Here is a 20905-nt window from a genome sequence, read left to right as displayed (position 1 = left end):
CATCACTTCATAGATTTCAATTCTTGGACTACTTTTCCTGCAGGATCGATTATCTTAACCAGACCCACACCTTTTACATAATAGTCCTTGTAACCCATCTCAGTTGTCGTTTCCACCGCATTCGTGAATGTTTTGTAAGGTGTTTTCACGGTTTTAGAAATGTTTGTGATCTTAGCTGTCCCTTCACCCTGGCCGTTAAGCCATGGAACACCAGCTTTAAGTGGAAACTTCAAGTCAGTATAGTATTCTGAGAACGGATAGCCTGTTATCAATGCAGACGAAGTTTCTTCCTGAAATGAATAAACCGCTTTACCTGTCTTCAGGTTGGTGCTTTTCCAAGCAAAACCGTTGTAATTTGGAGCTTGATCACTTTGAATCCCTTGCTGGAAAATGGACTGGACATCCCCATCAAGCGTGCCAAATATATATTGCTTTGTCATGTTATGAGAATATCCGTTGTTCCCTACCACACGCTGTCTATAGACGGGACTTATACCTCTCGCTAAGAAAGCGGAAAATTGTTCACGAGTGACCGTACCCTTTGGACGGAACGTGCCATCGCTAAATCCCGTTGTGATATATTCTCTTGCAATATTATAGATTGCTTCGCTAGCTTTCATATTATCTCCGACGTCTTTAAACTTCTGTATGCTTCCGAATTCTAACCTCCACGTACGGTCTAGAATAATCGCCATATCACCTCGCGAAATGTTCTCATTTGCACGGAATGTTCCATCTGGATAGCCGCTGATGATCCCTTTGTCTGTTGCGGCAGCAATATAGCCACTAGCTCCATCACTCTTCGATACATCTTTGAATTTCGTATTACGTTTAGATCCATCCAGTTTTAACATGCGTCCAATCATAATAGCCGCTTCTCCACGGGTTACATTCTTTTTCGGCTGGAAGGTTCCATTAGAATAGCCGCTAATAATTTTTTGATCCACTAGATAGTTGACTTCATCGTGAAAACGATTGGATTTTGGTACATCCGGGAAACTTGCAGCGGCTGCAGCAGGTTGCACTGCTAGGACAAGTGAGAGGGCTCCTGCTGCTAAAAACGTTGGAAATTTCTTCATCGCTATTCCTCCTTATATTAGACTGATATAGGAAAACTTTTTATTGGACCGATTTCAATTCCGAAATGGTTTTGCCCGATTTTTCGATTGCTTTCACTTCTCCGATTCCTTTGACGAAGTAATGTTTAGTCCCATCATTATCCGTCACTTCGACTGCATTCGTAAATGTTTTGTAAGGTGTTTTAGCAGTTTTGTTGACTCCAGTAATCGTCTTTCTTGCTTTCATATCGAGACCAGGTTGCCATTTTGAATTCACCTTAATTGGATACGCGAGTTCCAATTCACCACTCGACAAAGGATAAGCCAACATTAATCCTTCTTCTGATTCATCTTGTGTCAAATAAGTGATTTTACCAGTTCCCAAATGTTTGAACTCCCAAAGGAAACCTGTGAACGTTGTTTCGACAAACTTAGTACTCACCTTTTTATAAGTCACTTGAAGATCTCCGTCAGATTGACCATATACATATACTTTCGTTAGGTCGTATGCATAACCGTCTTTCTTTTGTGTACGCTGTTTGAACTCAGGGCTTAGTCCCCGTGCTACAAATGCAGCAAATTGTTCGCGGGTTACAAGACCATTCGGACGGAATGTACCATCTGGATAACCTGTTGTAATGTAATTTCCAGCCATGTGATTGATAGCTTCAGATGCTTTCATGTTATACCCAACATCTTTGAAATCTCTTTTACTTCCCAATTGCAATTCAAAACCGCGCGAAAGGATGATGGCCATGTCTCCGCGGGAAATCTGCTTAGTTGGTTGGAATGATCCATCTGGATATCCGCCAATGATCCCTTTTTCGGTTGCAGCAGCAATATAGCCACTTGCTCCATTGGTTTTCGGTACATCTTTGAACTTCGTATTGCGCTTTGTCCCATCTAATCCAAGCGTGCGTCCAATCATAATAGCTGCTTCTCCCCGTGTCACGTTGCGTTTCGGCTGGAAGCTACCATTTGAATAGCCACTTATAATTTGTTTATCCACTAAGAATTGTATTTCATCGTGGAACCGGTTTGCTGTTGGTACATCCGGGAACTTCGCCGCAGCTGCTGCTGGTTGTACCGCAAGAACTAGCATGAGTGCTATCATCGTAATCATTGTAAAAAAACGTTTCATTTAAACTCTCCTAATATTCGTATTTGGTAAATTTAGTATACCATTTCCTTTCCAATCATTCTATTATTATCTGTGAATTGTTACTATTTATTCACCATTTTAATAGATCTATATATCAGTTGGCACACTAAAGCACCATCCTTTCCGCGTCCGGATTGGATGGCGCCAGTCACTCTATGCAACGCTGTGCTGTAATGATGACTAATTTTAATTAGAAGAATCTAGTGGCTCGTCATATCGGATTGCCCATTTACGTAGAAACGCTCCTGAGAGCAAGGTTAGAACGCCAATCAGCAGCATGCTAAATCCATCCAATAATCCACCTGTTTGAGGCAGTTTTGACATCATTGATTTGGAAGCGTCTCCATTCCAATTGAACCCGATTCCAGATTGTGAAATTGTCGGGTTCTCTGACATGGAACCGTTTGTGTTTGTTCCATTGCCACCAGAAATACCGTTCTCCAATCCACTACCATCTGATGAATTTCCAGGAATCGGTGTAGTAACGTTTTCTTCTGGAAGTGTTACGTCATCTTCTTCAGAGTTATTCGTGTCACCTCTTCCACCATTTTGTGTACCCTCTGGATTATCCGGTGTGGCGCCCGGTGTACCACCTGGAGTGGTTGTACCATCTTCAGACTTTCCATCTCCATTATCAGGATCTGTTGTTCCTCCGTCTGGAGTTGTCGTACCTTCTTCTGGTTCATCAGTTCCTTCATTTGGTATTCCGTTGCTACCGCCCGGATTATTCGACTCAATTGGAACGATTGGTACCATAGGAACCACAGGATTTCCGTCTGTTGTGGTGCCTGTATCCCCGTCACCTGGATCAGGAATGGGTTCTTCCGTTTCTTCTTCAGGAAGTTTCGCTGCGAGTATAAATGATTCACGTGTGAGCAAGTCAAGGTCGATTGCTCCAAGCAACGGTAAATCGAGTGTAACCATACCGAGTCCTTGTTTTTGGTAAGTGCCCTCCTCTGTGGTTCGTTCTTTATTCGCCATTAGATGAACAGCTGTATTTCCAAGAAGTTTGTCTAATAGTGTTAACTGAAGCAACCCATTTGAATGATTAGTTTCTTCATTGGAGTGGTTGATATGATCATCGAGAACGCCAAGGTGTATGCCGCCGAGCCCTAATAGATCATTGAAGATGACATCGACTACGCCTCCGTCTTTACTGAATGAACCATCTTCTTTAACTGCAACGTGGTTATCCAGCACACCCACATGTGTATCTTCCAACACACCACCGAGGGCTTCGCCGACCGTTACGTCGACTACGCCTCCGTCTTTCTTGAATGAACCATCTTCTTCAACTGCAACGTGGTTATCCAACACACCGACATGTGTATCTTCCAACACGCCACCGAGGGCTTCGCCGACCGATGCGTCGACTACTCCTCCGTCTTTACTGAATGATCCATCTTCTTTAACTGCAACGTGGTTATCCAACACACCCACATGTGTATCTTCCAACACACCACCGAGGGCTTCGCCGACCGTTACGTCAACTACACCTCCGTCTTTACTGAATGATCCATCTTCTTTAACTGCAACGTGGTTATCCAACGCACCGACATGTGTATCTTCTAGAATTGGAGCGTCTTCGACAGTCACTTCTACTAACGATTGGTCCAATTTCTTAGATCCATCTGCATCTGTTGCTACTTGGTTTTCTGCAACCCCTACATGGGTCTCTCCAAGTAGTTTAGATTCGCTCAAATCCGCTTGGACCACTCCGTTATCCACTGTCGGAACACCGTCTTTTTGACTGACATCTTTTGAGAGAACATCAGCAGTGGTTTCGCCTACAACAGGTAACTTTTCTGCTTCCACAGTTACGAGAGCGGCACTTGACTCGCTACCGGTTTCATCTTGACTGGTTTGCTTCGTTGCCACGTCAGCTTGCACCGATTCCGTCAACGCTGTGTCCACTTTGACAGTAGCAACTGCATGCGTTTCTGAACTCGATTCTTCGTTTTTCTTCTTAGTAACAGGAGCAACATCCACTTGGAGATCCTCCACAATGCCGTCACTCACTTGGAAATTTGCAAGTGAGTCGTTTTCCGATTCGGGTTGCTTCGGCAACTGGACTGAAATGTCTCCCAGAATCGGAAGGTCGGCCAATTGAATATCGAGCAACGACGTTTTCTCTTGTTGCTGACCCGTAATTTGTTCTCCCTCGTTTGCAAAACTAGTAGCAGGCATAGTCACGAATACAGCACCAGCAAAAGCCGTCATTCCAACGTATTTCATCCAATTCATTTCCATGTTTACCTCTCCTTTTTTAATCGTTTTTAGATTACGTATAAAAAAGGAGTGGATTGGGGTGGTTGTCCAGGTGGTGCGTGACTCCACTGAAGCGTGCCTAATATGTCTTCCGAATACCATTTCTGTCGAATAATTTCCGTTTTCATCAGCCAATCATCTGCAAGCACTGCTCCAATTCCGCTTATTCCTGAAGAAACTGATGATGCCGACACACGAATCGACGATGATCCTGTAATGAGCTGGACATCAGACATCCAAGAACTTCTGTTGGATGGTTTCAAAGGAAACGCTTGGTTGGAATTGTTGTTCATCGCCTTGCTATTGGTTGAAGACGTCTCTGTTTGCTTGTCCTTTCGTTCCATCGTAAACTGCTCTTCAATCCGCTTCACACCTTGTACTGAATAGGTACTAGATTGTTCAGTTTCCTTGCTCACTACCTGTTCTATGGAGACAATTAAATCTTCTTCAATATTTTCTTTTACAGGAGATCTTTTAATATTGTCGTTTTCAGGTTTAGCCTCTAAACGCTTTCCTGATGAAGGTATCTCCGATGGGTTTCCATCTGCTACAGGGTCTTGTTCCTCCCGTGGCTTTTCAATCACGGCTGGACGCTTCGGTTGTTCCACTGAAGGTTTCTGACTAGGTTGCTCAGTGGGCTTCACCTCCACCACTGAAGGTGTCTCGTTCACAGGTTGTTTTTTAAGAGGCTTCGAAACGGTTTCAGTCACAGCGCCTACAGTTTTATCAACTGTTTCCTTCACTTGCTCCGTCGTCTTGTTGACGGTTTCCGTTGTTTTGTCAACAACTTGAGTTACAACAGGCACTTTTGGAAGAGTCTTCGTCACTTTTACAGTTTCGTTCGTCACCGTTTGTACGGTTTTGGTCGTTTGCCCGACAACCGGAACGGTGCTCTCCATTGTTTCCCCTACAAAGTTCGTCGTGTTTTCAACAACCGATTTCACTGGTCTTTTCTGATTGGGATCAGCAAGTGTGTTAACCGTTCCCGAAGTGAAGTCCACTGTCCGTTCAACGGTATCACCTGTAAATTTGACCGTCTCGTTAGCCAGATCCCCTGTAGATTTCACCGTTTTATCGACCGTGTCTTTCGCTTGATGGAGCAATCCTCCAACGAGTCCTCTTTTCTCTTCTTTTTGATCTTTCTGGTTTTCATTTGCAAGAACTACTGCTGGCAATAGGAATAATAAAATACTAGTACAAAAGACTACTATGAAGTTTCTCACGTATTCACCTCCTTCTGCTAAAATTTGAGGATTTCCAATAGTGGGAATACCGTTATTCTCGCTCTTTCCCAAATTAGCTTCTACTAAACATCACATTATTGTAAATTTTAATGAGAAGATGTACCCTAGTTGGTTTCGTGAGAATAAAAAGAATTTTGTCCTATTACGTTTTTTCCTCTTAAATTTCTTATATACCTAAGTAACTACTCATTCCGAAAATTGTATTGTTATTTAGTAGTACATAATAATTGAACCTATGATACTATTTAATTAACAATATTTACATATACGGGAGGGATTATATGTACTGTCAGCATTGCGGAACGCACAATGAAGAAGGTGCGAAATTCTGTTCAAATTGCGGGAAGTTGCTAAAATTGAAGAAACAAAGAGGCTGGATGTTACCAGTTGCTCTCAGTTCCTTGCTTCTCTTAATGGGTTCCATCACTGGAATAGGTTATATGGTAGATTGGGATTACGGAAAACTCTTGCATCTGTCAGATGATTCTTCAACTCAATCGATTGAAGAAAGAGTTGTCGAACTAGAGAAGCCTTTGAAACCTCTCCTCCCACAACAAATTCAGACAAAAACTGTGAAACCTGATAAAGAAAAAACAGAGGTCATCAAAGATTCCCTGCCAAGAGTGTTTACGATTTTCACACGGGATGGACTAGGCTCTGGTTTTCTATATAAAAAAGGAGGTCTCATTGTAACGAATGCACACGTTGTCGCAGGTTTCACAGATGTAGTCGTGCGAAACTCCGATGGGAAAGACGTGGGCGGGAAAGTCATCGGTATTTCAGATCGATATGATGTTGCTTTGATACGTGCAGATGGATTCAACAATCTTCCTCCGCTATCGATGGAGAGCCGAGAGACACCGATTGGTACGGAAGTTATAGCACTTGGGAGTCCACAAGGTTTTGAAAACTCGGCATCAGTTGGATACTTGACTGGTCTGAATCGTGATATGGAACTAGGGTTTGTCTATGAAAAAATTTATCAAATCGATGCACAGATTGACAAAGGTAGTAGTGGTGGTCCATTACTTGATGCGAAGACCGGAAAAGTAATCGGCATCAACTCGTTGCTTTACAAGGAGAATAATTTGTTCGGTTTTTCTATCCCGATGCATAGCGTGATAGGTCTCGTAGACCGTTGGGCAGCTTCGCCAATGAGTGAAACCGCCGTCGCCTCATTGTTTGGTGTGTACGATAGTTATACAGCTAGTCATAACTATGAAAGTGATATTGCTTACGATGATGAATACACAGATTTCTATGAGGTTGACGAAAATGAAGAGGTTGATTCCACTGAGGATTATGAAGACTATGGATCTTATGAAGGTGACTTTTACGAAGAGAATTTGAGTGATTTCATGATGTCGTTCAGAGACGAATATGAAATGTCCATACAGGCTGGGGATTATACGTTTCTTTTAGATTACTTGCTGCCTGGGGCTCCAAGCACTGCAGAATTCCAGAAATTCATCCAGGAAGTTGCTGCTGACGGAAGGGTTTATCAGTTTTTCTCAACTGACATAACAGCTATCGATATCCAAAGTGACCGAGCTTTGGTTACAATGGATCTCTCCTATTCTGTGACAGATATCGCTGGTGAAGAAAACTACATCGAAAAGACAAAAACGTACACCATTGTTATGGATTCAGATGGTTACTACCAGATTAGCAATGTCGTCGATAATTAATAAACGTAAAAAAAGCAGATGCGCGCTCCATGAGGACACTGAAAAACTTACTTTTTTCAAGCTAACAAGTTGTATAGTCAAAAAAGAGGCACCATATCGTTCAAACTTGAACGATATGGTGCCTCTTTCATTATCTTTCCAATTATCAATATGAAAGTTTTGACTATGTACTGACGAATGAAGAATCCTCGTTGATTGGAGCAGAAGGCGGCGACTCTGGAGGGATCAGCGAAGATTGAAGACCCCGCATGAGCGAAGCAACGAGGAGGCTGAAATTAAGCCCCTCAGAAAGCGTCCGCCTGAAGCGGAAATCAACAGTCTCCTATACACAACAAATATTAAAGGACTTTTTCAGTGGCCTCGCGCTCCATCTGCTTTTTGTTTTGACTTTATTTAATTTCCCACACGCTTCGCCATTACGATTAACCTGTGTTTGTTGCTGTTATGGGGATAGCAGGTGACAAGGGATAGCTTTGCGATACCCGGTTCTTCCTCAATTGCCTCCACTTCTTCTGGTAACACAATCCGCATTTCATAGACTTCATATGTCTGCGATTCATCAACCGTTTCGAGGTCGATTCGGCTACCTTCTTGGAGTTCATCCAATCTATTAAAAAATTGTCCAAAAACGTGGGACTGATGTCCAGCAATCGCATAACTTCCATTTTGGACTCCCGGTTCGTACTCGCTAGGAATCGCTCCGAATCCACTATCTAAAATACTTGGAGTCGCTCCATATGATACCGGGGCATGAATATCAATTTGTGGAATGGAAAGTACCCCAACGAGTTCACCGAATTTCTTCCCTTGTACTTCTTTAGCTGTTGCCGTCTCTTTGGTTTGCTCCAAACTCTCGGTACTATTCCTATTCTTCGATGGTATTTCTTTCTTCGCTTCCGCTTTCAAATTAGCGAACGCATCCAGCTGCTGTTCACGGACATTTTCCGTATGTTTTGTTCCGACAAATTGCCAAACGAGCAGACCAACTCCTGCAAGGAGCAGGAAGTTCCCAATCCAGCGTGCAGTCCTTTTCATTTCACTCCTCCGTTCTTAACACAGTAGTTACTGAATCTTTCCCTTTTATGATAATTACTAATCTCCATTCCACTATCTATTCCATATGAAAAAATTACAACCAATTTTAGAGATTAATAATTCTAATGACCTCCGTTGAATTCCACCTCTATATGAGACGCAAAAAAACTCCCTCATCGCCAAACTAAATTGGCAAAAGGGAGTTCGTATTGTTTTACTTATTTTTGCATGCTAGCTGCATATGCATTAACGTCTGAGATAGTTGGGCTTGTCATGTAGTGACCACCGTCAACTACAAGCAATTGGCCAGTCATGAATTTAGAATCATCTGAAGCCAAGAACAGAACTGTGTTACCGATATCTTCTGGCTCACCATGGTAAGGAAGTGCATTGTACTTCATGAAGATGTCGCGCACTTCTGCAGGCAAGTTATCCTTTGCAGCAGGGGTTAAGATTAGCCCTGGAGCGATTGCGTTACAACGGATCTTATCTTTACCGTATTGAGTTGCAATATAACGAGTCAAACCAGTTACAGCTGTTTTAGAAGCGCCGTATGCTGAACGGATTGCATCCCCAGCAACTGCAGCAGTTGAAGCTGTGTTAATAATAGAACCACCGCCTGCTTTTTGCATATGAGGAATTGCGAAACGAGCACCGATCAGTACACTCTTCAAGTTCATGTTCATTAAACGATCCCATTCGTCCAAGTCAAGGTTGACAACATCCAAGTCTTTTTTAAGATTTGTTCCTCCAACATTATTGAACATTACAGTGAGTGAACCGTATGTGTTCACAGTGAACTCAACTGCTTCTTTGATGGACTCTTCTTTAGTAGCATCCAAGAATATTGCTGAAGCTTCGCCACCGTTAGCTTTAATTTCTTCAGCAGCCACTTTTGCACCTTCAATGTTGAAATCGCCAATAACAACTTTAGCACCTTCTTTAGCAAGTAACTGTGCAGATGCAAGACCGATTCCTGATGCTCCACCTGTAACCAATGCGACTTTCTGATCGACTCTTCCCATTTATAAAATCTCCTTTTATATGGGTTGCAATCACGGATGAATGTAACCCTACTTTGAATGATCAACGATAAGTATTTTAACATAAAAATAGTTTTCTCGTTACTGTTTTGCTCTCTTTTTATGTGTCAATTTCCCATCCAAATCAAGAAGTTTTTATGTGCTTGTTTGTTCACAATCTAGTACTACTTTTTTCTCCAAATTCTCTTAGCGATGGTTCAAGATCCTTCTGAAGCATTTAATAGCCCCTGCTTTAATAGATACATACGCGATTTTTCCCATTGTTTTTTGCACGGTACAACGCAATATCCGCTTTATGATATAGTTTGTTGTATTCTTTGATACTACCGTGGTAATTCTCAGCTACTCCGATACTTAATGTGAGTGGAATATTCTTTCCATTATGCTCAACTGATAGTTGAGTGACCGCATCTAGCATTTGCTGCGCTTTTTTCATACCATCTTCAATAGAGATCCCTTTCAATATCGAAACGAATTCATCTCCGCCAACTCTACCCGTTTTGTCACTTCGACGGAGCAGATTACTGCATTCCTGTGCCACACGACGAATGACTTGATCGCCAAAAAGATGGCCGAACGTGTCATTCAATTTCTTCAAATTATCGATATCAAACGTAATACAGACAATATTCTCTTCAAATAACGGAGCTTGTGCCAACCATTCATTTGCAGTTTCCTCTAGCGCTCTTCTGCTCGAAACTCCGGTTAAAAAGTCGGTATTCGCTTGTCTTTCAAGGTCTTGTAATTTCACTTTCATTTCAAGCTTCATCGCTGCATTCGCGGCGTCATGACGATGAATTTCTTTAAGTAACTGAATGTGCTCTTCCTGGATGTCAAAGCCCTTTTCGAAGTCCTTCAACTCACGATAGAGTTCAATTTGGACTTCTTGAATCTCTTTTTGTTGCTTGAAGTTATTTGAGTTCTTTGCGCTCTCTTTCGCTATCGTCAAACTTTCCAGTGCGTCCTGAGGATTTTGTTGCAATCTTTGCAGATGGGCTAGCAACCGGTAGCATTTCGTTTTTTCTATCGAATAATCCTGCAACACTCGATCCCGTACGACCGTCTGAAGAAGAGAGTCAACCTCTTCAAGTTCAGCCATCCCTAGAAGGGCTTGTGCAACAGAGAGAATCGCTTTCAAGAATAAAAACGGACAATATGGCTCATGCCTCGCTGCAATACGAGCACCCTTTTTCCCTACTATCAAAGCTTCTTCATATTTTCCCATTCGACTGAGCACTGAACTTAGTTCACTGCAATTCTCACTGACAAGATTGTATTTTTTAAGTTTCGTAGCGAGTTCGATACTATTTTCAAGTACTTGCTTTGCTTTCACATAGTTCCCGATATACTCATACAGCATGAAAAAGATGTGATTGGAATCCATTTCATCCTCTTTATCACCATATATTTCACATAGCATGGCATGCTTTTCAATATAAAAAAAGGCATCCTTGATGTCACCGATTTTATAAAAACCGAGTGCGAAATTTGCATAAGCATTCATCTGCAATTGACGATCTTCTAAATCCGTCGCGGATTGTAAAAGCTGGTAGCACGCTTCTATCATCTCATTATATTTACCGTGATTTCGCAACGTTTGTATGGATTTTTGTAGTTTTTGTATGTGTTCGCTCATCATTCATGTTCTCCTATACTGTTCTATTTCCCTCTCTTTCTCTACCCAAGGAACTAGTACAGTAAACACAAACTAACAACTATAGACTCATAAACACTCATAAGAAATGCAAGGGAAGTTAAAGACCTTTTACTTATTCGACTTTTCTTGTACTGCTTGTTCAGCTAATTTCCGCACTTCTTGAAGATGTTCTTCCACATTATCCGCTGTCACATATACCCCAAAGTCTTTAGGGATTTCTGCTGAATTAGAATGTTGAATCCTCTTTGCAAGTAACGTTCCGATTTCAGGATAAAAATGATGACCATCAATGTAGTTCATATCGTCATTTGTAATTGTGTTCGGATACATGAAGTTCCAAACTCCTCCGTACACGGTGACAAGATCCCGAATCCAATGTTCGTAATCATCCAATAGACCAGATTCAACTAAAGAAACAAACAACCCCGTAGAAATAGGGGTAGTATAAACTGTTAGTTCATCATCCCCCGCTGCGTCTTTGATTTTTTGGAGAATCATCGGATAGTCTTTGTAGTACGTATAGTGGCTTCCATAAAACTCTTCTTCGAATCGTTCAATTTTCAAACTTGTACTCTCTTCTACTTCTTCTTTCGTAAGTCGATTCGCGAACGCTTCCCCTTTTCGGTTATATAGACGGTCTTCATCAACCGTATCGGTCACTGATTTCATGAAGTTTTGGATGGAGATATCTAGAGAATCAAGGGAAAGTAAATTTTTCGTCCGATAGAAAGGCTGATCTATTTTCTTTTCGTAATTCGTCAATGCACGTGGTGCACCTGCTTCTTGCTCACTCGACTTGAAGAAATCCACTCCGATTAAATACCTTTTCAATTCGGGCAACTGCGACTGGCTGTAAACCATGAAGCTATGTACTTCGCGTACTGACATATTAGCTACTGAAAAGTTAAAGACATCCCATCCTTCAAATGCAGATGGATGGATATAAGTGGACCGACTGCTTCCAATCAGTAGCGTATCGTAATCATGCGGGCCGTAGTGTAACATAGCAATTTTCTGTTCTCTTTCATTGGTCACTTTTTGTATCGAGTTAAATGCGTTGGCATGTCCATAATGCCAAAGTGGATCTATCCAGTAATTGACTCCCGCCGTTGCGGTGGCCAACGTCAGAAATATCACCAGTGCTGTTTTCGCGAATTTTTTGTCTGTCAATTGACTCACCGCCTTAGAAGTTAAAGTATAGGAATTCGCTGACGCGCTGAAGTTGCATCGAGCTATAATAGAGCAACATGACGACAAAAACCATCATGAGCGGTGTCCGCTTTTGTGTTTCCATGATTTGAACGGAATTCTTAGCAAATAGAGCAATTGCTAGTCCCACAAGAAGATACAGGCCTAGATAGACGATGTTTTCATTGAACATGGTATACAATCCAGTCAATTGAATCCCCTTAAGACCGAACATTGCTTTGTAAACACTCAATGCAGCGGTCACATCTGATGCACGGAAGATGACAAACGCTAAGTGGACGAATAGGAATGTGACACCCCATGCCCATAGTTTAGGTAATTTCCCACCTGACCGCTTCCATATCCGAGCAATGATACTCGCCAGCCCATGGAGAACGCCCCAAATGACGAACGTCCATCCCGCACCATGCCAAAAACCACTAATTAGAAAAATGATGAAAATATTGATATATGTCTGTGGGATCCCTTTTCGGCTTCCACCAAGAGGGATATAAATGTATTTCGTCAAAAATCCTGATAAAGTAATGTGCCAGCGACGCCAAAAGTCTTGGATATCCAGTGCTTTATAAGGCGAGTTGAAGTTGATTGGTAAGCGGATGTTGAAGAATAATGCGAGACCAATCGCCATATCCGAATATCCACTAAAATCGAAATAGAGTTGTAGTGTATACGCAAGCGACGTAAACCACCCACTAATCATCGTGAGTGTTTCAACGGACCCATATCCGCTATTTGCAAATCCTGCAAAGGTATCGGCAATCGCCACTTTTTTAAATAGTCCAATGGCAAAAATAACGAGTCCTTTTGAAATGTTTTCATAATTGACCCGATATGTCTTCCGATCACTGAACTGAGGCATCATATCGCCATGATGCACGATAGGTCCAGCAATTAATTGCGGGAAAAACGACACGAATAACCCATAGTTCAAAAAGTTATATTCGTTCGTTTCAAGCCTGTATGAATCCACCAGATATGCGATTTGTTGAAACGTATAGAAACTGATTGCCAATGGAAGGATAATCTGAATCAGAGGAATTTCTGTTCCAAAGACCACGTTAATATTCTCAGAAAAGAAATCCCGATATTTGAAATAACCTAAAAGACTGACGTTGAACAAAATACCGAGCGTCAGAATTCCCTTACGCGTTCGGAGCCATTTGTTTTTCCCTAGGAATACACCGATCATATAGTTCACAATCATAGAACTGATAATTAGCGGTAAATACGATGGATTCCAGTACGCATAGAAAAACAAGGAAGCGAGCAATAACCATGTTTTTGCGAATGGTGTAGAGAATTTCCCTATAAGGAAAAATACAATCCAAACGATGGGTAAAAACAGAAAAATAAATTCAAAAGAGTTAAAAATCATAAAATACCCCACATACAAATTTAGTTAGTTTAATCTGTCCTGAATTATACCATACGCGCTGAACCGTCCGGTATAAAGAAAAAGAAGGTGCATGATTCGCACCTTCTTCACTAGGTAGTTTTGGGTATAATTTGTTTTACGATTTGTTTTCGTGACTGAACAATCTTCATCCCATAAAATGCAGCCAGTATTCCTACAACACCTAAACCGAATATAACGGATGTACCATATCCTAACTGCAATCCTTCAGGAGCATATAACCAATATGTCACGACAACACCACTCATGAACAAGGCTGGAATTCCGGCAATATAATGTGCCCGCCTTTCTCGTATAAGATAGGAAGTTGCAGTCCATAACATGATTGCAGCGACGAACTGATTGGTTCCCCCTACGTAACGCCATAAAAAGGAGTAATCAATCATTGATAAATAAAACATAGGCACCCCTAGAACTATAGTTGCAACAAGGACGACCCACCGCTTATCAGGATTGATCCAAGAAGAAGTAGCTTCCGTCAACATCATACGCGCTGAACGTAATGCCGTATCGCCTGTAGTAATCGGCAAGATAATGACACCTAAAATTGCTAAAACTCCACCAAAAGTCCCTAAGAGTGTACTCGATATTTCATTTACAGCACCTGCTGGCCCCCCAGCAGCAAGCGCTCCTTGAAGACCGCCCGTTCCACCGAAAAACGTCATACCCGCAGCTGCCCATATTAAAGCGATAACCCCTTCGCCGATCATTGCACCGTAGAATATTTTACGTCCTTCTGTTTCTTTCTTCATCGTTCTAGAAACAATCGGACTTTGCGTTGAATGGAAACCGGAGATCGCTCCGCATGAAATTGTCACCATTAATAGTGGCCAAATTGGAAGTTCTCCAGGATGCATATTAGTAAACGTTAAGTTGGGGATTTTTGCTGTTCCAAATAACAAAGCCACCGCGATAGATACTGCCATAATGATTAAGATGGCCCCAAAAATCGGATAAATACGGCCAATGATTTTATTAATAGGAAGAATTGCTGCTAATGTAAAGTACGCAAATACAATCACTAACGCCATTGTAAACGTGATGGGTGTTATTGAAGCGATTAGTTGAGCAGGTCCTGCGGTAAACGCCGCTGCCACTAGAACCATCAAAACGATTGAGACTACACTTGTCACTCTTCGAACTGTGCTGCCTAAGTATTCACCGACTAATTTAGGAAATTGAGCGCCTCCATGTTTTAGTGATAGCATCCCGGAAAAATAGTCATGTACACCACCAGCAAAGATACTCCCTAAGACAATCCAGATAAATGCTACAGGACCGTAAAGAGCACCTGCAATCGCACCAAAGATCGGGCCGAGCCCTGCAATATTAAGAAGTTGAATAAGCCAACCTCTCCACCAGCTCATTGGCACATAATCCATTCCATCCGTCTTCGTATAAGCTGGAGTTTTACGGGCATCATCTACAACAAATACCTTTTCCACTACTTTCGAATACGTAAAATATCCTGCGAACAATAAAACGATAGCTGATACAAACGTTAGCAATGCATTTCCCCCTTAAATATTCACCTTATTTTGTACTATTATAAATGTTCAGATTATAAAATCAACACCCGATTCTTAAGAATGCATCAAATTGTTGATTTATTTAATGTTTTTTACTAATTCCATCCAATTTTATGAATCTATTGTGTTATACTCATTTTAGGAATTAGAACTGTTTTATTACTACAAAAAAAAGGAATGTTGCATGTGTTCACAAAGAAAAGCTGGTCTATTTTATGGACTAGTCTGTTGGTATTTTTTCTAGTCATCGTGTCACAATCGAGCGCCGAAGCAGCTACTCAAAGTTCGACTGTCACATTATCAAATTCTACGGGCGGCTATTCAATTGAAGGAGATCAGCTAATCGGTACCGCTACTTTCATGAAAGGCGTTCCTTATGAGCTCGTTGCTCAAGATGAAAAATATGGGTATTTGTCATTCGGAAACGATAAATTGGCGGTCCCGATCCATATTGTTCAACCCGCTGCTCCTTCGAAGGACAAACCTTTACCAAAAGGACGGACAACCGTTATTACAAAAAGTCGTGTCTCCGTGGCGAGCGCACTGCGTGGAGGGTATCGAGTCGGGTATATTAACCCTGGACAACGCTTGCCAATCATTGCAGAAACAAAAACTCATGTACAAGTGAACCTCGGCGGGGTACGGGGATTCATTCCCAAAACGGTCGTGACCGGTGATCCTGGAATCCCTGTTCTTATGTATCATCAAATTGTTGAGAATCGAGCAACTACGCCTTTTGCAAACAATAACATGGTTATTGACTTGGCTCCGTTTCAACAGCAAATGGATTATTTAAAAAAGAATGGTTGGAAAACGATCACTCCTGAAGATTTGGATAACTGGCTGATGCTCCGTAAAAACATGACTGAGAAAACCGTACTCATCACTTTTGACGATGGTCTTCTATCTCTTCAAAAGTATGCCTATCCTTTGTTAGCGAAAAACGAGTTCAAGGCGACATCATTCCTCATTACATCCCGCATCAAACAACAGGCTCAACCTTGGGATGACCAAGCGTTTCAATATGTAGGACTGAAAGAGATCCGCGAAACCGTTGATGTTTTTTCATTCCAACACCATACGCATGGGCTGCACCTACGTAGACCTGGTACGCGTGAACCTTACTTGACGACTTCAACACCTGAACAAATCAAAGCAGATATCGATCTCGGTCGTTTCCAAGTTTCAAAAGCTTTTGACATGGCGGATCCCAATATCCGATATATGGCATATCCGTTCGGTCAATTCAATGAAACGGTTAAAAAAGTAATTTCAGCTTCTGGCATTCGAATGGCCTTTACTACGAATCCTGGAAACGTGAAACTCGGTGACCATCGGTACGAACTAAAGCGCCAAGGAATATCTCCTAGTCATTCGTTGAAAGACTTCGAAAACAAACTATATGGTGCATACTAATTTATAAAATAGAAGCCAGAGGGATATGTAACCCTTGGCTTCTGTTTTTCTTCATTTAATAACCTCTTCCCGAAAAACCAATCCCTTCCTACGAATTCATTACAAATTGATGACGTTTGCCTTTTTAGAGCGTTTCTAGGTTTTCGTCTGTTCCTGCTCGGGTATTCAACTACTAACAACTCATCATTTGAATACTAACAAACTAACTTAACAGGAGGCGTTTACAAATGGAGCAAGGCAAACGGTTCATCGGGATGTTTCATACAGAGCAAGAACTATTGGCTAAGGTAGAGGAGATCAAAACAGAAGGCTATTCAGACCATCAAATTTTTGTTATCGCCAAAAGTGAAGATGATGTAAAAATGCTACAAAGTCGTACGGATGCCGAGATTCAAACGACCCATGAATCCTGGCTGGAGAAATTCATGGATTTCATGACAGGAGAAGATCGCGTCCGAAGTATGATGGATGACCTTGGATTTACTGAGAATGAGAAAGCAGGATTTTACCAAGATGTTAACAATGGCAGTATGTTGCTGTTCGTGGATGAAACGAGTGATATGCCTGGACAGCATCAAGAAATCGGTAAACCATTCGGCATCGGAGAGAATGTAGGCGACCCTAATCTTGGCGCAAATACATGGGTCGCACCTCCTGGCGACGGCGTCACGCGTACACCAGAACAGCCACCCTTCGGCGAACCGACACCTCAATATACAGAAGAAAGAGTGACACCCATCCATGATCAACCAGTTGAGCGTTCTGAATTCAGCGTAGCTGCCGATGATTCCGTTTCAAACGGTTTGGAAATAACTGATTTTGCTGGGGAACTTGGTAGGGACCCTGAACAGGAACAGCGTAGACAAGAGTTCCAAGATGCAGTAAATGACAGACCAAGAAAACTGGATGATGAGACGGGACCTTATTAACTAAAACAGCTTCTTTGTCTATTCCAGAATAATGTACAATCAAAGCTTATTGTTGAAAACAATAATTCTTTTTATAGAAAGAAACAGAGGCTGCGTTAATTACCTCTGTTTTTTCTTAGTTAGTATTTATTTTTGAAAAGGGTTCTCTCATATAATTCAGGTATGTAAAGATGAGTTCGGATGAATCTTTCCTCCTAATTCAAAAACTATTTCGATTAAAGCTCTTTTATGGGCATTCGTATGAAAATAAAATCAGCAACTAGTTTATAGGTCTACAGTTATAGATTTTTAGGAATTCACTATTTCGCCATTAAACTATATCTTAAATGATAGTGCATTTGATACACGATAGGTATAATAGAAATTACCTTATCTCAAATTATAGGAGGCTATGCCTTGAGCGTTTCAACACCAGAAAATGTATCAGATACATTAGTTGTCAAAGCATTAGAACAAAACCTTGCCATTATCCGATTTGGAATGGACAAACGTGTCGCTTATGTAAACGAAAAATTCGCCGTAGCGGTTGGATATCGTGCAGAAGAGATGATTGGCATGCAGCACCAAAAACTATGTTTCCCTGATTTTGTGAATACACCATCCTACAACTCAATGTGGAAAGACTTACAGCGTGGACTTTCCTCTTCAGGGAAGATTAAACGGAAGGCCAAAGATGGGTCCGCTGTATGGCTAGAAGCGACGTATATGCCTGTTTTTGCTGAGGACAACCGAACGGTCCTCGGCGTTACCAAAGTGGCAACAGATGTAACGAAGCGTCAAGATACCGCTTTAAGTGTTGTATCAGAACTGAATCAAATGGCACAGTCACTTACTGAACAAGCAGATGATGGCCGAAATCGGAACGAAAAGTTACTACAGCGAATCGGAGAATTAGCAGAGGTCTCAGCAAACAACACGAATAACTTAGAAGTTCTCGAAGTCCACTCAGTAAATATTCAAGGCATCGTCAAAACGATACGCGCAATTGCTTCGCAAACAAACTTACTCGCTTTGAATGCTGCCATTGAGGCTGCACGTGCCGGTGAACATGGACGTGGATTTGAAGTTGTTGCTAAAGAAGTTCGAAAACTGTCTTCTAATGTAGAGGCTTCTATTGTAGAAGTGCGTGACGGTATAGAAGCGATCACGAAGGAAGTTACCCTAATTGCTTCCGGAACTGAGCGGGCTCAGGCTAATATCGATGAATGTAAAAAAGAAGTGGAAGTTGCAATGGATACATTTTTCCATCTTGCGGCATCAGCTGCTGAGTTGGAAAACCAAGCGCACGAAGTAACCAATATTGTTTAAAGGAAAAAGGAGCCCCGCCTTTATTAAGCGGTAGGCTCCTTTTTCTCATTTTTAGGTTGCAAGACGACAAGGATATCGCCTTCTTCTAAGTTTATTTTTTTACGTAACGTGACAAATACAATTGCTTCATTCTCTTTCTTAATGAAAAGCGGAGTAATTTGCTCTGGTAATTCATCCAACCAATTCTCCGTATTTTCAATCTCAGCAATTGAGATTTCACCGATTTCATACACGGTATTGATCTTTCTGTTCAACTCTGTGAATGTCGCATCTTCTCTGAACAATAAATGGGCTTTCAGTGAAATCGGCAACTCGGATGCATTCATTTGATGATTTACAGCAACTGGCAATGAAAACGTATTGTTAAAGCCGAATTCAGGTGCAAACGATTGAGAAACGAGCGCGTTATACGATGCATCCCCTGTCATCGACAAAATCGTACTGTAAGGCGTAAGATCGACTGCAAATCTCGCTTGTTCTGACAAAATCTGTCCTTCGAACGTCTGAACCCCTTTTGCGGTGGCTAAGTTCAAGCGTCCTTTTGAAGGATCCATAATCAATGCTGGAATCCCCAAATTCTCCAGTTCCTCACCGAGTGATGCTGCAAAGTTACTAGCGCCGATAATTAGGATTCCCGGTGGTTCATTGCTCGCTAAGTGAAGCCTTTTCGCAAGTGGACCGATTGTGAAACCGTGTGCGCATACCGTTATTATGACGAGTGCAAACGTCAAAGCTGTAAGAAGACTCGCTTCGTCGTATCCATCATTGACGAGTATGCTCGAAAAGTATCCGGCAACGGTAAGTGCTACGATTCCGCGTGGTGCAATCCAACCGATTAAAATCTTCTCATTCCGATCAAGTTCAGTACCGATTGTTGAAATCCAGATCGACAACGGACGCACAACGAACAGTGTCACTAATACGAATGCAAGGATTGGAAGAGTAAACATTTGAGCAATCGTCTCTCGCGGCAAGGATGCCGTCAAGAGTATGAAGACTGTAGACGTTAACATGACAGAGACATTTTCAACAAAATGCCCAAGGTTTCCGATGGATGAAACATATTTTTTTGAACGACCAATTGTCAGCCCCATCACTGTCACTGCGAGCATGCCTGTTTCGTGCATAATCACTTCAGCAAGCATGAAACAGATTAACACTAAGGCAAGTACAATCGGTGATTTCAAGTATTCCGGAAACTGACCTTTTGTCGCCATCACCGTGATGAGTACCCCCACTGCAAGTCCCAGAAGAATCGCAAGACCAGCGCCTCCAAAGAAACTGAGCAAATTACTCATCGTCAATTGTTCATTGCTCAATACTTTAATGACTTCATACGCAAACAGCGCTAGAAGTGGGCCCGCAGGATCGACGATAATTCCTTCCCATTTCAGCACTGCGGCTGTCCGGGACTTCAACTTCGCACTTCTAAGAAGCGGAATAATCACTGTAGGACCCGTTACAACGAACAATCCTCCTATGATGAAAGCAATTTCCCACTGCAATCCCGCAAAATAATGCGCCGCAAGTGATCCGAGAATCCACGCAAGAAACGCTCCAATCGTTACAATACGCGTTACGGATTTAGAAATCCCTTTAATTTCACGAATATCAAGATTCGAACTGCCTTCAAAAAGAATCACCGCAACTGCAAGCGAAATAAGTGGTCCATATAAATCACCGAGCGCGGCTTCTGGGTTAATCCACCCTAAAACAGGACCAATGAGCAATCCTGCGATCGACATGATGACAATAGATGGCCACTGAATTCGCCAGGCAAGCCACTGGGAAAAGATTCCGAGCGCGAGTACTGCGACTACGCTAATCAATGCTAAGTTTTCCATTTCCGCACTCCCTAACCAAATACAATAATCATGAATTATGTTAGTGACCAGTGTACCAAAACCGATGACTCTTGCCTACTTTGAACCCTGTTTTTTGGTTA

The 20905-nt window shown here is 41.9% G+C and carries 15 protein-coding genes and 1 pseudogene; 5 read left to right on the top strand and 11 right to left on the bottom strand.

Annotation, left to right across the window (positions count from 1 at the left end):
* Positions 1-2: 2 nt before the first annotated feature.
* The 4 genes from DVB69_RS06130 to DVB69_RS06115 all read right to left on the bottom strand — a co-directional run bounded on the left by DVB69_RS06130 (position 3) and on the right by DVB69_RS06115 (position 5711).
* Entirely contained in the window at positions 3-1079 is a 1077-nt protein-coding gene (locus tag DVB69_RS06130) for an S-layer homology domain-containing protein (protein WP_116017638.1), read from the bottom strand.
* Between the two features lie 40 nt (positions 1080-1119).
* The gene (locus DVB69_RS06125) at positions 1120-2199 is read right to left on the bottom strand and encodes an S-layer homology domain-containing protein (protein ID WP_116017636.1); all 1080 of its coding nucleotides are present in this window, start codon (positions 2197-2199) and stop codon (positions 1120-1122) included.
* A gap of 207 nt (positions 2200-2406) precedes the next feature.
* The gene (locus DVB69_RS06120) at positions 2407-4470 is read right to left on the bottom strand and encodes a hypothetical protein (RefSeq protein ID WP_116017634.1); all 2064 of its coding nucleotides are present in this window, start codon (positions 4468-4470) and stop codon (positions 2407-2409) included.
* A 26-nt stretch (positions 4471-4496) separates the two neighbouring features.
* On the bottom strand, positions 4497-5711 hold the full coding sequence (locus DVB69_RS06115; RefSeq protein WP_116017632.1) for a hypothetical protein: 1215 nt from the start codon (positions 5709-5711) through the stop codon (positions 4497-4499).
* A 302-nt stretch (positions 5712-6013) separates the two neighbouring features.
* On the opposite strand from DVB69_RS06115, the pseudogene DVB69_RS17925 reads away from it, so the two are divergent.
* Both DVB69_RS17925 and DVB69_RS06110 read left to right on the top strand, forming a co-directional pair.
* Positions 6014-6076, top strand: a pseudogene (locus DVB69_RS17925) (zinc-ribbon domain-containing protein); the annotation flags it as partial.
* Positions 6077-6088: 12 nt separating this feature from the next.
* The gene (locus DVB69_RS06110; RefSeq protein ID WP_199562821.1) at positions 6089-7420 is read left to right on the top strand and encodes a S1C family serine protease; all 1332 of its coding nucleotides are present in this window, start codon (positions 6089-6091) and stop codon (positions 7418-7420) included.
* A gap of 393 nt (positions 7421-7813) precedes the next feature.
* Here the strand turns inward: DVB69_RS06110 and DVB69_RS06105 are convergent, their stop codons facing one another.
* The 6 genes from DVB69_RS06105 to DVB69_RS06080 all read right to left on the bottom strand — a co-directional run bounded on the left by DVB69_RS06105 (position 7814) and on the right by DVB69_RS06080 (position 15286).
* Positions 7814-8455, bottom strand: coding sequence for a class D sortase (locus DVB69_RS06105; protein WP_116017628.1), 642 nt, complete (start codon positions 8453-8455; stop codon positions 7814-7816).
* A 218-nt stretch (positions 8456-8673) separates the two neighbouring features.
* Positions 8674-9480 (bottom strand): SDR family NAD(P)-dependent oxidoreductase, encoded by an 807-nt coding sequence (locus tag DVB69_RS06100; protein WP_116017626.1) that lies wholly within the window; start codon positions 9478-9480, stop codon positions 8674-8676.
* A 250-nt stretch (positions 9481-9730) separates the two neighbouring features.
* Positions 9731-11137, bottom strand: a complete 1407-nt coding sequence (locus tag DVB69_RS06095; RefSeq protein WP_116017624.1) for a GGDEF domain-containing protein — start codon at positions 11135-11137, stop codon at positions 9731-9733.
* A gap of 126 nt (positions 11138-11263) precedes the next feature.
* A complete protein-coding gene (locus DVB69_RS06090) occupies positions 11264-12325 on the bottom strand; it encodes a hypothetical protein (protein ID WP_116017622.1) in 1062 nt (353 codons plus the stop codon).
* 13 nt (positions 12326-12338) lie between these two features.
* Positions 12339-13739 carry an MBOAT family O-acyltransferase gene (locus tag DVB69_RS06085; RefSeq protein WP_116017620.1) on the bottom strand — a complete coding sequence of 467 codons (1401 nt, stop codon included), beginning with the start codon at positions 13737-13739 and terminating at the stop codon, positions 12339-12341.
* A gap of 110 nt (positions 13740-13849) precedes the next feature.
* Positions 13850-15286 carry a carbon starvation CstA family protein gene (locus DVB69_RS06080; RefSeq protein WP_116017618.1) on the bottom strand — a complete coding sequence of 479 codons (1437 nt, stop codon included), beginning with the start codon at positions 15284-15286 and terminating at the stop codon, positions 13850-13852.
* Positions 15287-15493: 207 nt separating this feature from the next.
* Between DVB69_RS06080 and DVB69_RS06075 the strand changes: the two genes are divergently transcribed.
* From DVB69_RS06075 to DVB69_RS06065, 3 genes are all read left to right on the top strand, one after another.
* Complete coding sequence (locus tag DVB69_RS06075; RefSeq protein WP_158541040.1) at positions 15494-16723, top strand: polysaccharide deacetylase family protein; 1230 nt, start codon at positions 15494-15496, stop codon at positions 16721-16723.
* 227 nt (positions 16724-16950) lie between these two features.
* The gene (locus DVB69_RS06070; protein ID WP_116017614.1) at positions 16951-17652 is read left to right on the top strand and encodes a YflT domain-containing protein; all 702 of its coding nucleotides are present in this window, start codon (positions 16951-16953) and stop codon (positions 17650-17652) included.
* A gap of 396 nt (positions 17653-18048) precedes the next feature.
* On the top strand, positions 18049-18960 hold the full coding sequence (locus DVB69_RS06065; protein ID WP_233505334.1) for a methyl-accepting chemotaxis protein: 912 nt from the start codon (positions 18049-18051) through the stop codon (positions 18958-18960).
* A gap of 23 nt (positions 18961-18983) precedes the next feature.
* Here DVB69_RS06065 and DVB69_RS06060 read toward each other — a convergent pair whose 3' ends face one another.
* On the bottom strand, positions 18984-20804 hold the full coding sequence (locus DVB69_RS06060; RefSeq protein ID WP_116017612.1) for a cation:proton antiporter: 1821 nt from the start codon (positions 20802-20804) through the stop codon (positions 18984-18986).
* Between the last annotated feature and the right edge of the window lie 101 nt (positions 20805-20905).

The organism is Sporosarcina sp. BI001-red (assembly GCF_003384035.1).
Lineage (GTDB): Bacteria > Bacillota > Bacilli > Bacillales_A > Planococcaceae > Sporosarcina.
The sequence above is the reverse complement of the archived record's forward strand: the minus strand, read 5'-3'. Positions and strand labels throughout refer to the sequence as shown.

Coding starts and splice junctions, on each gene's coding strand:
- DVB69_RS06095 (WP_116017624.1), bottom strand. CDS start 11,137: ATGATGAGCGAACACATACAAAAACTACAAAAATCCATACAAACGTTG.
- DVB69_RS06060 (WP_116017612.1), bottom strand. CDS start 20,804: ATGGAAAACTTAGCATTGATTAGCGTAGTCGCAGTACTCGCGCTCGGA.
- DVB69_RS06070 (WP_116017614.1), top strand. CDS start 16,951: ATGGAGCAAGGCAAACGGTTCATCGGGATGTTTCATACAGAGCAAGAA.
- DVB69_RS06125 (WP_116017636.1), bottom strand. CDS start 2,199: ATGAAACGTTTTTTTACAATGATTACGATGATAGCACTCATGCTAGTT.
- DVB69_RS06130 (WP_116017638.1), bottom strand. CDS start 1,079: ATGAAGAAATTTCCAACGTTTTTAGCAGCAGGAGCCCTCTCACTTGTC.
- DVB69_RS06085 (WP_116017620.1), bottom strand. CDS start 13,739: ATGATTTTTAACTCTTTTGAATTTATTTTTCTGTTTTTACCCATCGTT.
- DVB69_RS06105 (WP_116017628.1), bottom strand. CDS start 8,455: ATGAAAAGGACTGCACGCTGGATTGGGAACTTCCTGCTCCTTGCAGGA.
- DVB69_RS06100 (WP_116017626.1), bottom strand. CDS start 9,480: ATGGGAAGAGTCGATCAGAAAGTCGCATTGGTTACAGGTGGAGCATCA.
- DVB69_RS06120 (WP_116017634.1), bottom strand. CDS start 4,470: ATGGAAATGAATTGGATGAAATACGTTGGAATGACGGCTTTTGCTGGT.